A 13,867-nucleotide genomic window follows, 5' to 3' on the forward strand; every position below is an offset into this window, starting at 1 on the left:
CGGCGGACTCCGCCGTCAAGCCAGGGATTCTAGGGATTCCCGGTGTCATAATGGTTAACGGGACGGGAACGAAACGAGTCCCCCACGACATATGGAGTCCGCCGCGACGCGGAGACTCAACCACTGGTGGTGTGGCGGCAAGGACTCACCGGTGAAAAAATAAAGTCCTCTCCACTGAAGGAAAGGGGATCGGGCCATCATATCCCCGGATCCACCCCGGTCAGCTCGATCGACCGTTCCCACAGTTCGCGCGCCAGCTTCGGATCGCGCGCCGCGCGGCTTGCGCGCGCCGGGCCCGACCGCCCCGTCACTTCGCCCAGTCCCTGCGGCCCCAGATAATCGCCGCCCTGCACATGCGCCCCGGTGGCCGCTTGCAAGGTCGGCCACGCCCCCTGCGCCGCGCTGTTGAAAAAGGGCGCGGCGAGCGGCGTCATGTAGCGGAGCGGCAACGGCAGATGCCGCTGCAATTCGGTGAGTGCGACGCCGGGATGGCATCCGATCGCCTGCGTCGCGCGCCCCGCGGCGCCCAGCCGTCGGTCGAGCTCGAACATATGGAGCAGATTCGCCAGCTTGCTCATCTGATAGCGCGCCCAGTTGTGATAGCTGCGCGACGCCGACAGGTCGCTGTAATCCATCGCGCCGCTCTTGTGCGCGATGCTGCCGGTGATGACGATGCGGTCGTCGACGTGGGCGTGAACCAGCCCGGTGAAGGCGAAAGGGCCAAGATGGTTGACCCCGAATTGCAGTTCGTAACCCTGCTTCGTCAGCATCCGCGGCGGGATCATCACGCCGGCATTGTTGACCAGCACGTCGATCCGTGGCCCCGCGAGCACCGCCGCGGCTGCGTCCCTCACCTGATCGAGATCGGCGAGGTCGAGCGGCTGGAACGACAGCTCGGCATTGGCCAGATCGCTGCGGATTCGTGCCATGGCAGCTTCGGCCTTTTCCGCATCGCGGCATGCGAGCACAACATGCGCACCGCGCGCTGCCAGCGTTCGCACGACCTCGAACCCGATGCCGGCATTGGCGCCGGTGACCAGAAAGCGCCGTCCGATTTGCTGCCCGACGTCGTCGGCGGAAAATCCCCTGCTCATCGCCTTCCCCTCTCAGGCTGCGGGCGGTCAGACCAGCTGCAATTGCGCGACCGGGGCAAAACTGATCCGGTGGTGCGGCGTCGGCCCATACTGGCGCAGCGCCGCAAGATGCTGCGCCGTACCATAGCCCATGTTGCTCTCCCAGCCAAAAGCCGGATAATCGCGTGCCGCCGCGACCATCAGGCGGTCGCGATGCTGCTTGGCCAGGATGCTGGCCGCCGAAATGCAGGGATGCAGTCCATCGCCGCCCACGATCGCGCGCGCCTTGTAGCGCCAGCGGGGCAGCCGGTTGCCATCGACCAGGATTTCGGCGGGATCGAACTCCAGCGCCTCGACCGCGCGGGTCATCGCGAGGAAGGTCGCCTGCAATATGTTAACGCTGTCAATTTCGGCAACGCTGGCCTCGCCGATGCCCCAGCGGCAGCGTGCCCGGATTTCGGCTTCCAACGCACTGCGGCGTTTGGCGGAGAGCTTTTTGGAATCATCAAGCCCCGCGATACCCCCCTCGCACAGCAACACCGCCGCCGCGACCACCGGCCCGGCAAGCGGCCCGCGCCCGGCTTCATCGACGCCCACGATCATATTTCCCCCTCCCGCTTGCGGGAGAGGCAGCGAGACTTGCGAGCTTGCTCGCCAGTCACAGCGGGGTGGGCCATCGGAGAGGCAGGAGCTCGCCGCGCTCGCTCGCACCCCCAACCCTTCCCGCAAGCGGGAGGGGAAATCATACCCGCCACGGCGGATACCTCCGATACTCGCCCGCCTGATACAGGCACAGCCGGTTGCCCGCCGGATCGGTCAGCCACGCCTCGCGCCAGCCCCAATCCTCGTCCTTCGGCATCTGGTCGAACCGCACCCCGCGCCGCGCCAGATAGGCGACCCACGCATCGAGCGCGCCGCTCTCCAGATACGTCGCCGCACCGCCTGACTTGGCATCGCCGACATGGACCGACAAGGTGACCCCGTTCGCTGCCTCGAACCGCGCGTAACCATTGTCGGGGCTATCGACGATCTGCGTCAGTCCGAGCTGCCTGTAGAAAGCAACCGACGCGGCATAGTCCCGCGCTGGCAGCGTGATCTGGTTGAGCGCGGGTCCGGTGAACAGCCCGTCGTTGCGCACCATCTGCTGGCCCATCGGGCCATGCCCCTGTCCCAGCCCCGGCGCATCGAGCAGCGCCAGCCGGACGAAGTCGCGCGCGCGCGCGATCGCGGGTTCGAGCGGCATTCCCTGCGCGAGACCGGTCGCGATCGCGCTCGCCAGCGTGCAGCCGGTGCCGTGGCTGTGCGGCGTGTCGATCCGTGGCGCTTCCCAGCGGGCGACCTCGCCCTCGCCCGGTTCGAGCAGTCGGTCGGTCACCGTCTCCTCCGCCCCATGGCCGCCCTTGACCAGCAACGAACAGCCATGCGCGAGCACGGCTTCTTCGCCGCCCAGCGCCTCAAGCTCGGGCAGGTTCGGCGTCGCGACCATTGCGCGCCGCAGCAGCGCATGGAAGGCGTCGATCGTTGCCGCGTCGGCCAGCACCGAGCCGCTCGTCGCGACCATAACCGGGTCGAATACCAGCGCGGCATCGGCCAGGTCGGGCCGCGCCAGCCGCTCCGCCACCGCCGCCGCGGTTTCGGCGCCACCGATCATGCCAATCTTGACAGCGTCAACACCGATGTCGGCCACGACGCTGTCGATCTGCGCCAGCACCATGTCGGTCGGCACCGGATGCACGCCCTGCACGCCCAGCGTATTTTGCGCGGTGATCGCGGTGATCGCGGTCATCGCATGACCGCCCAGCATCGTCACCGCCTTGACGTCGGCCTGGATACCCGCGCCGCCGCCGCTGTCCGATCCGGCGATGATCAGCACGCGGGGGGTCATCGAACGGCCCTAAAGCTGCCGTCACCCTGAACTTGTTTCAGGGTCCATGGCCTGGGCTCTCCATCTGCGCGGCGCCGAAGGAAGCGGCGGGCCATGGATACTGAAACAGGTTCAGCATGACGAAGAGAGAAAAGCGTCACCCCTTGAATTTCCGCTCCGTCGAGGCCGGAAACTTCGCCAGCGCCGCACCTTCGCGCAAGGGCCGGTCGAGCAGGTCGCCACCGCAATTGGGACAACGTTCATCGAGCTTGTCGGCGCAACTCGCGCAAAAGGTGCACTCGAACGAGCAGATGAAGGCGCCATGGATGTCGGCGGGCAAATCGCGTCCGCAGCGTTCGCAATCGGGTCGCATTTCAAGCATTCTCAAAACTTCCTTCAAAATCCGTTTGTGCTGAACCTGTCGAAGCACCGCATTTTCTTTCGACGCGGAAAGAAGAACGGCGCTTCGACAAGCTCAGGGCGAACGGCGGGATAAATACATCAGGCCGCCGCGGCGCGGACCGCGTCGCAGATCATGTCGACGACGCGCTCGACCTCGCCCGCATCATCGCCCTCGGCCATCACGCGGATCAGCGGCTCGGTGCCGGAAGGCCGGATGACGAGACGCCCGCGGCCGTTGAGCGCCGCTTCACCGTCGGCAATTGCGGCGATGACGCTCTTGTCGTCGAGCGGCTTGCCCCCCGCGAAGCGGACATTCTTCAAAAGCTGCGGCACGGCGTCGAACTGGTGCAGCAATTCGCTCGCCGGCCGCTGCGCCACGACGAGCTCGGCCAGCAGCTGGAGCGCCGCCAGCGTGCCGTCGCCCGTCGTCGCATGATCCGACAGTATCATATGCCCCGACTGTTCGCCGCCGACGTTGAAGCCGCCTTCCTTCATCCGTTCGAGCACATAGCGATCGCCAACCTTGGTGCGTTCCAGCCGCAGCCCCTGCCCCTCCAGAAAGCGTTCGAGCCCCAGGTTCGACATCACCGTCGCAACGACGCCGCCGCCCTTCAGCCGTCCCTGCCGCGCCCAGCTCGCCCCGATCAGCGCCATGATCTGATCGCCGTCGACGATCGCCCCCTTTTCGTCGACCACGATCAGCCGGTCGGCGTCGCCGTCCAGGGCGATGCCGATGTCGGCGCCGCTCGCGACCACCGTTTCCTGGAGCAGCGCGGGTGCGGTCGATCCGCACTTGTCGTTAATGTTAACGCCGTTCGGATTCACCCCGATCGCTACCACGTCGGCGCCCAGTTCCCAGAATACCGTCGGCGCGCTGTTATAGGCGGCGCCGTTGGCACAATCGAGCACGATGCGCAGCCCGTCGAGGCGCACCGTTTGCGGCAAGCTCTGCTTCACCGCGTGGATATAGCGTCCGCGCGCGTCGTCGATCCGCTTGGCGCGCCCGATATGCGTGGCGTCGGCGAGCCGCGGCGCTTCGTCCAGCAATCGTTCGATCGCCGCCTCGTCGGCGTCGGAGAGCTTGTATCCGTCGGGACCGAACAGCTTGATCCCGTTATCCTGATAGGGGTTGTGGCTCGCCGAGATCATCACGCCCAGGTCGGCGCGCATCGAACGCGTCAGCATCGCGATCGCCGGGGTTGGCATCGGGCCGACCTGCACCACATCCATGCCGACGCTCGTGAAGCCCGCGACGAGCGCATTTTCGAGCATATAGCCCGACAGGCGCGTATCCTTGCCGATCACGACGCGATGCTTGTGGTCACCGCGCAGGAAATGCGCGCCCGCCGCCATGCCGACGCGCATCGCGACTTCGGCGGTCATCGGGGCCTTGTTTGTCAGCCCGCGAATCCCGTCGGTTCCGAAAAATGTGCGCATGCCACCTCTGTTGCTCGATCCGCGCCCCGGCAGGGCGTCCTGCGACGCCACGGCCCCATGGGGGCAATGTCCGACCCAAAAACCGGTTCCCGTTTCGTCTGCAAGCTGCTCTAAGTCACGCTCAATTGCTTGGCAAGCTGACCACAACGAAGCGCGGGGAGAATCCGTCTTGAAATCCGCCTGGTTCATCCTTTCGGCGCTCGTCGTCGGAATGTTTCTGGGGATCGGCGTCGACATTGCCGCCCCCGGCGCCGCGACCGCGTCGCTCGCCTTTATCGAACCAGTGGGCCTTCTCTGGCTCAACGCGCTCAAGATGACGATCGTGCCACTGGTCGTCGCGCTGCTCATCACCGGCATTACCGCGACCGCCGACGCCGCGCGCGCGGGGCAGCTCGCCAGCCGCGCGGTGATGACCTTCCTCGCCGCAATCATCCTCTCGGGGCTGATGTCGCTCGCGCTGACGCCGCTGCTGCTTCGCCTGTTCCCACTGTCTCCCGCCGCGGCGGCGGCGCTGCGCGACGGGCTCGGCGGCGGTGGCGAGGCCCCGCCCTCGCCGACCTTTTCGGATTTCATCCTGGGCCTCGTGCCGACCAATCCGATTGCGGCGGCGGCCGAAACGGCGATCCTGCCGCTTATCGTCTTCACCACCGTCTTCGCCTTCGCCATCACCCGCCTCGCCCCTGTTCAGCGCGCGACGCTGTCGGGGCTGTTCAAGGCGCTTGGCGATGCGATGCTCATCGTCATCGGCTGGGTGCTCGCACTCGCGCCGCTCGGTGTTTTTGCGCTCGGATACGCGCTCGCGGTCAAGGCCGGGCTCGCGGCGTTCGGCGGGCTCATCCATTATGTGCTCATCGTCTCGGGCATCGGCGTCGCGTGCATCATCTTCGCATTGCTGCTCGCGGTGTTCGTCGTGCGCATCCCCCTTACCCGCTTCATACCCGCGATGGTCCCGACCTTTGCCGTGGCGATCAGCACGCAAAGCTCGCTCGCCAGCCTGCCCGCGATGCTCAAGGCGTCCGAAGACCTCGGCGTCGATCCGAAAAAGGCCGATGTCGTCCTGCCACTCGCGGTTGCGTTGTTCCGGTTCACCAGCACGGCCATGAACCTCGCGGTGGTCATTTATGTGGCGACGCTGTTCGGGCTCGAACTGACCCCCTGGGAAATGGCGGCCGGACTCGCGGTCGCGGTCGGCGCGGCGTTGAGCGCGGTCAGCCTGCCCGGGTCGATCAGCTTCGTCACCTCGATCGCACCCATTGCCACCGCAATGGGCGTTCCCGTCGCCCCGCTCGGCCTGCTTGTCGCGGTCGAAACTTTCCCCGATATATTCCGCACCGTCGGCAATGTCGTCGCCGATGTCGCCGCGACCCGCTTCGCCGCTGGCGAAGACGCGCACCCGCCCGCAGGAGAAACGCCATGAAATATCGCACGCTGGGCCACGGCCTCTCCGTTTCCGCCATCGGTATCGGTTGCATGCCGATGATCAAGGGCGGCAACATCCTCTATGGCGAGGCGGCCGATCTCGACGAATCGACGCGCACCATCCACCGGGCGATCGACCTCGGCGTCACCTTTTTCGATACCGCGCAAATCTATGGCCCGTTCAGCAACGAGGAACTGCTGGGACAGGCGATCAAGGGCAAGCGCGACGGCCTGGTCATTGCGACCAAGTTCGGTTTCCGTTTCGAGGGCAAGCAGATCACCGGTGTCGATGGCTCGCCCGAAAATGCGCGCCAAAGCTGCGAAGGCTCGCTTCAGCGGCTCGGCATCGACACGATCGACCTTTTCTACCAGCACCGCGTCGACCCCGATGTGCCGATCGAGGAGACCGTCGGCGGGATGATGGAGCTGGTGAAAGAGGGCAAGGTCCGTCACATCGCGCTCTCCGAAGCCGGTCCCGAAACGCTGCGCCGTGCCGCCGCGGCCGCGCCGATCACCGCGCTGCAAAGCGAGTATTCGATCTGGGAGCGCGAGGTGGAGGACGAGATTTTGTCCGTCTGCCGCGAACATGGCATCGGCTTCGTGCCCTATTCGCCGCTTGGTCGCGGCTTCCTCGCGGGCGCGGTGCGCAGCCGCGATCAGCTGCCCGACCATGACTGGCGGAGGAACGATCCGCGCTATTCGGACGAAAACCTCCCCGCCAACCTCGCGATCGTCGATGCGATCGGCGCGGTCGCCGACAAGCATGGCGCGTCAAAGGCGCAGGTCGCGCTCGCCTGGCTGCTCGCGCAGGGCGACGACATCGTCCCCATCCCCGGCACCAAGCGCCGCGCGACGATGGAGGACAGCGTCGGCGCGACCGACGTCACGCTCACCGCCGCCGACCTCGCGGCCATCGACGCCGCCGCGCCCAAGGGAGGCACGCGCGGCCCGCGCTATGGCGAACAGGGAATGCGGATGGTGCGGCTTTGACCGCTATCGACCGGTTGCGGACCTTGCTCTCCTCCCCGGAACGGGGAGGGGGACCACCGAAGGTGGTGGAGGGGCACCATCGGCCGAACGCGGCTTATGCGGGCCTGTACCCCTCCACCATGCTTCGCATGGTCCCCCTCCCCCTGCGGGGGAGGACCGGCAGCCCCCCGCCCCGAAGCGAAGCTGCATCGCCACATGTCTCGCGGGCAAACTATCCCGCCCAGCGCCAGATCCCCGCGACCATATAGCCGAGCGCCCCATGCGCCCAGGTCGCGGCGAGCCAGACGAGGATCCCGCCCAGCAGCGCGTGCGGTCGCGGCATGGCGTCGCTCCACGGCGCGGCGCCACCAAGCTGCCGCGCAAAGGGAATGAAGCTCGTCCGGGCCGCCCAGCCGCGCCAGGCGTCGCCCATCAGCCGCGCCTTCTTGACGTCCTGCCCCGCCGATCCGGCAAGTGCGAGGAAGGCGATCGTCGCCGACAAGATGATCTGCCCCGGTGTCGGCACCACCATGACATGCGCCAGCGCCCACAAGGCAAAGCCCCACATCATCGGGTGCCGCGTAATCGCGAACACCCCGCGCGGCGTCGCGGCGGCGGCCTTTTCGGCGCCCGGCGCGGCCAGCGCGGGATTGCCGACCAGCGATCCCACGAACAAGATGCTCGCGAACAGCACGATCAGCGACGCTGCGATCCACAGGCCATCGCCGACCGCCCACAGCGGCGGCTCGGGCGGCATCCCGCGCCAGGCCTGCACCATCAGGATGAAAGTCGCGATCGCAACGATCGAATAGACGATCTGGAACCCCCGCTCGCCCAGCCGGCTCGCCAGCCCCGCGCGCAGCGGATGCGACAGCAGCAGATGGGTGCCGACGAACAGGACGCAGGTGGTGATCAACAGCGACATCGGTTGCATGGCCAGCCCCTTCGGTCGTCAAAAGCCTTTCCGCACCCTCCATCCGCCCGCTCGGGCGACTCGGATTTGGTCCGGTGACGGAAGCATGTGCGACAAAGCTAACATCGTCAACATGATGTCGGATACTCCCCGCTCTACGCCCCCAGGAACGTCATCCCGGCGAAATGGATCGCATCCTAACGGTCATACGCCTTCGGCAACGCTCCCTCCTGCGGCGTCGCATAGCGGTCGCGCAGGCGGTCCTGCCGCGTGGTCAGTGACTGCGCCTTGCCGTCGATCCAGATCGCGACGGGCCGACTGCCGAGTTCGAGCGGGTCATCATCCCAGATCACGACATCGCCTGCGCGGCCGGGGCGCAGCGATCCGATGCTGCCGTCCATGCCCACCGCGCGCGCGGGCGCGCTGCTGATCGACGCAAAAGCCTGATCCCACGTCATCCCGCTTGCACCGGGAAGCCGCGTCAGGCCCACCAGATTGCCCGCATATTGCGTCGCATAACCCATCTTGTGCGCATCGTCATCGTCGAACACGCCGACCGAGACATCGACCCCCGCGGCCTTCAGCCGCCCGGCGTTCGATTGCGTCGCCGCCAGCCGCTCGAAACTGTCGGGCAGGTCGCTCAGCGGCGACACGAGCACCGGCACCTTCGCGGCGGCGATCTCGCGCGCGACGAGCCAGCCGTCGGTCACGCCGACGAGCACCAGCTTCATCGCCGGAAACTCGCCTTTCAGCTTCAGAACATTGACGATGTCGGCGGCGCGGTCGACGCGCACGAACAGCGGCGTCGTGCCGTCGATCACGCGCGCCAGCGCCTCGGCATCGGCGCGCTGGAGCATCGCGTCATTGCCCCATTCGGCGAGCGCCGCGGGATTGCGGGCATAGCTGCGCGCCGCCAGCAATTGTTCGCGGAAGAGCAGGAAGGTCGCGGCGCGGCTGCCGCCCGCCTTCGCCGACCCCGCCTCGCCGAACGCAACGAACTGCAACGCGCGCGGCTTGGTGACCATGTCCATATCGTCGGCCAGATCGACGACCGCGCCCTGCCCGGCGAACAAATTGCTGCTGCCGCCCGGCGCGACGATGGCGCGCGTCACGCCCGATGCGCGGTTGACCGCGACGGGCGATCCCATGGGGTTCAATGCAGGCGCGATGTCGAGCCCCGCCGAAAAGCGGGTACGCGGCGCCGAACGGTCGTTGGTGCCGCTGACCGCATCGACCTCGACCAGCCCGACGCGGCTGAACGCCGCGACGATGCCCGGCGTCACATAGCGCCCCTCGGCATCGACACGCTCGATGCCCGCGGGCACGGCGACCCCCGCGCCCGCGGCAACGACCTTGCCGCCGCGCACGACGACGGTGCCGCCGTCGATCGGCGCGCTGCCGTCGCCGATGACGAGCTTCGCATTGGTGATGGCGATGTCCTGGGCTGCTGCGGGAAGCGCAATCAGCGCCGCCGCCGAAAGGAGAAGCGCGCGCATCATTTCACATCTCCTTCGCCCGGCTGCCCCAGCTCGAAATCGCTCACCGGCCGCCGCTTCGGATCCATCGCGTCGAACATCAGCGCGCCATCGATCCAGACCTTCTCAGGCCGCGTATAGGCGCTGAACGGATTGCCGTTCCAGAGCACGACGTCGGCCATCTTGCCCGCTTTCAGGCTGCCCGTCTGCTCGGCGATGCCAAGCGCCTTGGCGGGATTGAGCGACAGCCAGCTCCACGCCACCGCGTCGCTGACGTCGATGCCCATGCGGCGCCCGGCTTTGAGCGCCTTCGCCGCTTCCTGGTTCAGCCGCTGGATCTGGTTCGCATCGTCCGAATGGACGATCGCGCACGCCCCGGCATTGTGGACCAGCGGGACATTCTCGTTCACGCTGTCATAGGCTTCCATCTTGAAGCCCCACCAGTCGGCCCACATCGCCGAACAAATGCCCTCTTTCGCGAGCATGTCGGCGATCTTGTAGCTTTCGACCGCGTGGTGAAAGGTCGATACCTTGTAGCCGAACTCCTTCGACATATCGATCACCAGCGCCATTTCGTCGGCGCGATAGCAGTGATTGTGGATCAGGATTTCGCCCGCCAGCACCCCCGCCAGCGTTTCCATCGCCAGGTCGCGGTCGACCGCCTTGCCGTCGTCCATCTTTTTCTTGTACGCGGCCGCCTTTGCCCAGGTCTGGCGGTTGACCGCGAAATTGCCCATGCGCGTCGAAGGCATCCGCCCCTTGCCGCCATAGACGCGCTTCGGGTTCTCACCGCACGCCATTTTCAGGCCATAGGGCGCGCCGGGGAACTTCATCCCCTGCACGGTGCGCGCGGGCACATTCTTGAGCGTGATCGAGCGCCCGCCCATCAGGTTCGCGCTGCCCGGCAGAATCTGAAGCGCGGTGACGCCGCCGTTCGCCAGCGCGCGGCTGAACCCCGGATCCTGCGGCCAGACGCTATGTTCGGACCAGACTTCGGGTGTCGTTGGCGACGTCGCCTCATTGCCGTCGTCATGCGCATCGACGCTGGGTGAAGGATAGTCGCCAAGGTGGCTGTGGATGTCGATGATGCCGGGGGTGACGAACTTGCCGCCGCCGTCGATCACATCATAACCCGCCGGGATCAAAGTGTCGGCGCCGCCCACCGCCTCGACCTTGCCGTTCGCGAACAGGATGACGCCATCGTCGATCCGCCCGCCCTCGCCGTCAAAGATCGTCACCCCGCGCACCGCCGTCGGCCGCCCCGGATAGGGCGTATAGGTCGACGGATAGGGGTTCTTGTCGAACTTCGCGGGCTTGTCGGCGCTGGCGGCGGGTTTGTCCCCCGCCGACGCGGCGCCGCCGCCCGTCGCCGCACAGCCGACAAGCGCCAGCGACACCGCAGCCAGCAGGCTGCCCTTCACACCAGTCTTCATGGATTACGCCCCCTTGGGTTCGGGATGAACGCCCGCCGCCTGCGGCTCGGCCAGTTCCTTGCTGCCCGCCAGCCCATCGGCATCGCGCAGTGTGTCGAGGTGCATCAGCTTCTTGATCAGCGGCGACACGACGATCACCAGCACGCCAAAGCCGATCGCCCACAGGCCGATCGTCTGATAGACGTCAAGCACCAGCGCCTTGCCCGCGCCTTCCCCGCTCGCCTTTTCCGAACCCGTCGCGGCGGCGATCAGCCCCGCGGCGAAATTGCCCGTTGCCGAGGCGAAGAACCAGGTCCCCATAATCAGGCTCGCCATGTGCGCGGGCGCCAGCCGATTCATTGCGCTCAGCCCCACCGGCGACAGGCACAGTTCGCCGGTCGTGTGGAGCAGATAGATGAGGAAGATGAACAGCACCGGGGTGGCGTTGCCCATGCCGACCGCTTCGGCGCCCCATTTGAGGACGAGGAAGCCAAGGCCAAGCTGGAGCATCGCGAGGCCGAACTTCGCGGGCGCCGACGGCTCCATGTTGCGGCGGCCCAACCATGTCCACAGTGCCGCGAACAGCGGCGCCAGCAGAACGATATAGCCGGCGTTGAGCGACTGGAACACCGACGCAGGCACGCCGGCACGGTCGACATAGCGATCGGTGAACAGGTTGAGCGACGACCCCGCCTGCTCGAACAACGCCCAGAACAGAATCGAACCGAGGATCAGGAACATCGCGGCAAAGATGCGGTCGCGATCTTCCGACGGCAGCTTCACCACCGCGGTGAAGATGACATAGGCGACGAGGATCGCCCCCGCAACGCCGAGCAAGGTGCCGACGACCGCCTGATTCTGCACCATCCACCAGCAGACGCCGACGGCGACCAGACCGATGATATAAAGCAGCCATTCGAGCTTGATGCCCATCACCGGTGCGGCGAGCCTGGCCGGATCGGGCGCTTCGCCGCGGCCGAGCAGCAGCGGCTTGCCCCAGATGAAGACGATCAGCCCCAGCAGCATCCCGAAGCCCGCGGCGCCGAAACCATAGGCCCAGCCATAGGTTTCACCGAGATAGCCACAAAGCAGCGAGCCGAGGAAGGCGCCCAGGTTGATGCCCATGTAGAAGATCGTATAGGCCCCATCGCGGCGCACGTCGGTGCGCGGATAGAGCTGGCCGACGATCACCGAGATATTGGCTTTGAGGAAGCCCGAGCCGACGATGATGAAGGCGAGCGCCAGCCAGAAGATGTTGAGGCTGGCGGGATCCTGCCCGCCGTCGCCCTCGAACCCCATGATAAAATGGCCGAAGGTCAGCAAGATCGCGCCATAGAGCACCGCCTTGCGCTGCCCCAGCCATTTGTCGGCCAGATAGCCGCCAAGCACCGGGGTGATATAGACGAGCGCAGTGTAAGCGCCGTAGATGACCCCTGATTCACTGTCCGAGAACAGCCAGTGCTTCGTCAGGTAGAAAATCAGCAGCGCGCGCATCCCGTAATAGGAAAAACGCTCCCACATTTCGGCGAAAAAGAGGACGAAAAGCCCCTTCGGGTGGCCGAGAAACGTCCCGGCGGCATCCCCGTGCTGGGCATAGGCTTTGGTCATGGCGACCCTTCCCTGGATATGATGTTGGCCCCGGAAACGGGGCAGATGGCGGCAACACTAGCGCGAAAATTGCGTATGGGAAGAATCTAATTGCGCACGTAACCATCGCGATCGGGCCGGATTTTGTTGCGAGCCGTTCGCAACACTTGCGCATGGCGGCGCAAAAGGCCACATGGCGGCCATGTTCAACGACAGCTCCTCGCTCCTCGCCCATCTCGCCACCCGCCGTTCGGGCAAGGCGCGCGACATGGTGGCGCCCGGCCCCGACGCCGTGCAGCTCCGCGCCATCATCGAGCTCGCGCTGCGCACCCCCGACCATGGCAAGCTCGCCCCCTGGCGCATCGTCACCGTCGCCGACGACCAGCGCGCCGCCCTCGCCGCGCTGCTCAAGCGCGCGTGGGTCAGGGAGAATCCCGGCGCTGCGGGCATGGACCTTTCCGCGCTCGACCAGTTCGCGCATCAGGCGCCGACCCTGCTCGTCCTCCTCTCCACGCCGGTCAAGGGCGCCAAGATCCCGGTGTGGGAGCAACAGATGTCGGCGGGCGCGGTCGGCATGAACCTGCTCCATGCCGCGCACGCGCACGGCTTCGTCGGCAGCTGGCTCACCGGCTGGGCGGCCTATAGCCCCGACGTCGCCGCGGCGTTCGGCGCGGGTGAGGGTGACATGATCGTCGGCTATTTCTTCCTCGGCACCGCGAGCGCCGCGCTATCCGAACGCCCGCGGCCCGAATATGACGATGTTGTTCGCCGCTGGGACATTTAATGTCGCCATCAGGCCATAAGGCGCAATAAGCGGCATTTGACTGTGCTGCTGTCTTATGGCATTAAGTCGCCATGCTCGATCAACCGAAACCCGTTTACCAGCGCCTGCGCGACGTGATCGCCAACGCGATCCTCGACGGCACCTATCGCGACGGCGACATGCTGCCATCGGTGCGCAGCCTCGCCGCCGACGAAGGCGCCAACCCGCTCACGGTCGCCAAGGCGTATCAGACCTTTCAGGACGAGGGGCTGGTCACGGTGAAACGCGGCGTCGGCATGTTCGTCGCCGACGGCGCGACCGATCGCCTGCGCGACCTGATGCGCGAAGATTTCCTGACGAATGTGTGGCCCCCGGTCGCGCAGCAGATGCGCCGCATCGGCCTTGATGCGCGGAGCTTGCTGGATTTGACCGAGGCCTGACGAGGTCTGCCGGGTGGAAGGGGATTCCTGACCATCCCTATTCGTCATCCCGGCGAAGGCCGGGATCTCACCCTCTCGGTTTACCGCACCGGCGAGATCCCGGCCTTCGCCGG

The 13,867-nt window shown here is 66.4% G+C and carries 13 protein-coding genes; 4 read left to right on the forward strand and 9 right to left on the reverse strand.

Going from position 1 to position 13,867, the window contains the following annotated elements; all coding sequences use genetic code 11:
• Nucleotides 1-197: 197 nt before the first annotated feature.
• The 5 genes from SPYCA_RS06570 to glmM all read right to left on the reverse strand — a co-directional run bounded on the left by SPYCA_RS06570 (nt 198) and on the right by glmM (nt 4,776).
• Nucleotides 198-1,094 carry an oxidoreductase gene (locus SPYCA_RS06570; protein ID WP_120219476.1) on the reverse strand — a complete coding sequence of 299 codons (897 nt, stop codon included), beginning with the start codon at nt 1,092-1,094 and terminating at the stop codon, nt 198-200.
• A gap of 27 nt (nt 1,095-1,121) precedes the next feature.
• Nucleotides 1,122-1,676, reverse strand: a complete 555-nt coding sequence (locus SPYCA_RS06575; RefSeq protein ID WP_120219477.1) for a ribonuclease HII — start codon at nt 1,674-1,676, stop codon at nt 1,122-1,124.
• A 139-nt stretch (nt 1,677-1,815) separates the two neighbouring features.
• A complete protein-coding gene (gene thiD, locus SPYCA_RS06580; RefSeq protein ID WP_120219478.1) occupies nt 1,816-2,958 on the reverse strand; it encodes a bifunctional hydroxymethylpyrimidine kinase/phosphomethylpyrimidine kinase in 1,143 nt (380 codons plus the stop codon).
• Nucleotides 2,959-3,094: 136 nt separating this feature from the next.
• The gene (locus SPYCA_RS06585) at nt 3,095-3,319 is read right to left on the reverse strand and encodes a DUF1272 domain-containing protein (RefSeq protein WP_120219479.1); all 225 of its coding nucleotides are present in this window, start codon (nt 3,317-3,319) and stop codon (nt 3,095-3,097) included.
• 119 nt (nt 3,320-3,438) lie between these two features.
• Nucleotides 3,439-4,776, reverse strand: a complete 1,338-nt coding sequence (gene glmM / locus SPYCA_RS06590; RefSeq protein ID WP_120219480.1) for a phosphoglucosamine mutase — start codon at nt 4,774-4,776, stop codon at nt 3,439-3,441.
• Between the two features lie 169 nt (nt 4,777-4,945).
• Here glmM and SPYCA_RS06595 point away from each other — a divergent pair, with 169 nt between their 5' ends.
• Together SPYCA_RS06595 and SPYCA_RS06600 are read left to right on the forward strand one after the other, a co-directional pair.
• Nucleotides 4,946-6,193, forward strand: coding sequence for a dicarboxylate/amino acid:cation symporter (locus SPYCA_RS06595; RefSeq protein WP_120219481.1), 1,248 nt, complete (start codon nt 4,946-4,948; stop codon nt 6,191-6,193).
• Nucleotides 6,190-7,185 (forward strand): aldo/keto reductase, encoded by a 996-nt coding sequence (locus SPYCA_RS06600; RefSeq protein ID WP_120219482.1) that lies wholly within the window; start codon nt 6,190-6,192, stop codon nt 7,183-7,185. Before SPYCA_RS06595 ends, SPYCA_RS06600 begins: the two co-directional genes overlap by 4 nt.
• Before the next feature lie 211 nt (nt 7,186-7,396).
• On the opposite strand, the gene SPYCA_RS06605 is transcribed toward SPYCA_RS06600, so the two are convergent.
• From SPYCA_RS06605 to SPYCA_RS06620, 4 genes are all read right to left on the reverse strand, one after another.
• The gene (locus SPYCA_RS06605) at nt 7,397-8,098 is read right to left on the reverse strand and encodes an NnrU family protein (protein WP_120219483.1); all 702 of its coding nucleotides are present in this window, start codon (nt 8,096-8,098) and stop codon (nt 7,397-7,399) included.
• 176 nt (nt 8,099-8,274) lie between these two features.
• Nucleotides 8,275-9,576 (reverse strand): amidohydrolase family protein, encoded by a 1,302-nt coding sequence (locus SPYCA_RS06610; protein WP_172594989.1) that lies wholly within the window; start codon nt 9,574-9,576, stop codon nt 8,275-8,277.
• Nucleotides 9,573-10,985, reverse strand: coding sequence for an amidohydrolase (locus SPYCA_RS06615; RefSeq protein ID WP_120219484.1), 1,413 nt, complete (start codon nt 10,983-10,985; stop codon nt 9,573-9,575). The genes SPYCA_RS06610 and SPYCA_RS06615 overlap by 4 nt, the downstream gene beginning before the upstream one ends.
• 3 nt (nt 10,986-10,988) lie before the next feature.
• Nucleotides 10,989-12,572, reverse strand: coding sequence for a peptide MFS transporter (locus SPYCA_RS06620; RefSeq protein ID WP_120219485.1), 1,584 nt, complete (start codon nt 12,570-12,572; stop codon nt 10,989-10,991).
• Nucleotides 12,573-12,753: 181 nt separating this feature from the next.
• Between SPYCA_RS06620 and SPYCA_RS06625 the strand changes: the two genes are divergently transcribed.
• Nucleotides 12,754-13,335 carry a nitroreductase family protein gene (locus SPYCA_RS06625; protein WP_120222188.1) on the forward strand — a complete coding sequence of 194 codons (582 nt, stop codon included), beginning with the start codon at nt 12,754-12,756 and terminating at the stop codon, nt 13,333-13,335.
• Between the two features lie 71 nt (nt 13,336-13,406).
• Nucleotides 13,407-13,754, forward strand: coding sequence for a GntR family transcriptional regulator (locus SPYCA_RS06630; RefSeq protein ID WP_120219486.1), 348 nt, complete (start codon nt 13,407-13,409; stop codon nt 13,752-13,754).
• Nucleotides 13,755-13,867 lie beyond the last annotated feature (113 nt).

The sequence above is a fragment of the Sphingopyxis sp. FD7 genome (assembly GCF_003609835.1).
GTDB lineage: Bacteria > Pseudomonadota > Alphaproteobacteria > Sphingomonadales > Sphingomonadaceae > Sphingopyxis.